General features: G+C 37.0%; 1 protein-coding gene. It reads left to right on the top strand.

The window, feature by feature from the left end; translation table 11 throughout:
* A partial coding sequence (locus A8975_RS14595) for a hypothetical protein (RefSeq protein WP_166667478.1) occupies nucleotides 1–1,415 on the top strand: 1,415 nt, incomplete at both ends.

The raw sequence follows: 1,415 nt of genomic DNA, 5'->3' as shown, positions 1-1,415 counted from the left end.
TATTTATCATACAACAACAATGCAGAAACTAAAGCTTGTTCTATTTCAGGAGAAGTAGAAGGTGAGTTAAGTGGAAGCTATACAGAATGTGGTGGAGAGTTAGAAGTAACTTGGACATATGTTGACGATTGTCAAAGAGAAATTACAGCTACAAAAACAGTAACTGTATTACCAGCACCAGCAGCAGAATTTGCACCAGTAGAAGATGAAGAGATTACATGTGATGAAGCAGCATCTTATGTTGCGGGCTACTTATCATATAGTAATAATGCTGAGACTGATGCTTGTTTAATAGAAGGAGAAGTTGAAGGAGAAATCTCTGGTGAATACAATGAGTGTGGAGGAACATTAACAGTAACTTGGTTCTACAAAGATAACTGTGAGCGTGAAATTACAGCTAGTAAAACAGTAACTGTATTACCAGCTCCTGTTGCAGAATTTGATTCAGTTGAGGTTATTGTAATTGATTGTGATGAAGCTGCATCTTATGAGGCAGGTTACTTAGCATATAGTAATGGAGCTGGAACTGATGCTTGTTTAATAGCAGGTGAAGTTGAAGGAGAAATTACTGGAAGTTACACTGAATGTGGAGGACTTTTATTTGCTAATTGGACTTTTACTGATGAGTGTGAGAGAACTATAACTCAAACTCAACAAATTAAAGTAAATCCAGCACCAGCAGCAGAGTTTGCTCCAGTAGAAAATGAAGAGATTACATGTGATGAAGCTGCATCTTATGTTGCAGGCTACTTATCATATAGTAATAATGCTGAGACTGAGTCTTGTTTAATAGCAGGAGAGGTTGAAGGAGAATTAAGTGGAAACTATACTGAATGTGGTGGAGAGTTGCAAGTAACTTGGACATTTATGGATGATTGTCAAAGAGAAATTACGGCTACAAAAATAGTAACTGTATTACCTGCACCTAAAGCTGAATTTGTAAATGTTCCTCAAAACATTACTATTACTTGTGATCAGGCTGCTGTTTATCAATCGGCTAACTTAGAGTACACAAATAATGCTGAGACTGACGCTTGTTTAATAGCAGGTGAAGTAGAAGGAGAAATTACAGGAAGCTATACAGAATGTGGTGGAGAGTTTGTGGTAACTTGGACGTTTATGGACGATTGTCAAAGAGAAATTACAGCTACAAAAATAGTTACTATTTCTCCAGCACCAGTTGCAGAATTTGCACCAGTAGAGGACGAAGAAATCACTTGTGATGAAGCAGCAACTTATTCAGCTGGATTCTTAACATATAACAATGGAGCAGAAACAGACGCTTGCTATATTTCAGGAAAAGTAAAAGGATCATTAAGTGGAAGCTACACAGAATGTGGTGGAGAGTTAATAGCAACTTGGACATATACTGATGATTGTAATCGTCAAATCACAGCTAGTAAAACAATAACAGT

The sequence above is a fragment of the Meridianimaribacter flavus genome, assembly GCF_004366715.1.
Classification (GTDB): domain Bacteria; phylum Bacteroidota; class Bacteroidia; order Flavobacteriales; family Flavobacteriaceae; genus Gaetbulibacter_B; species Gaetbulibacter_B jejuensis.
Note: the sequence above shows the minus strand (reverse complement) of the source record. Positions and strands in the feature narration are given on the sequence as shown.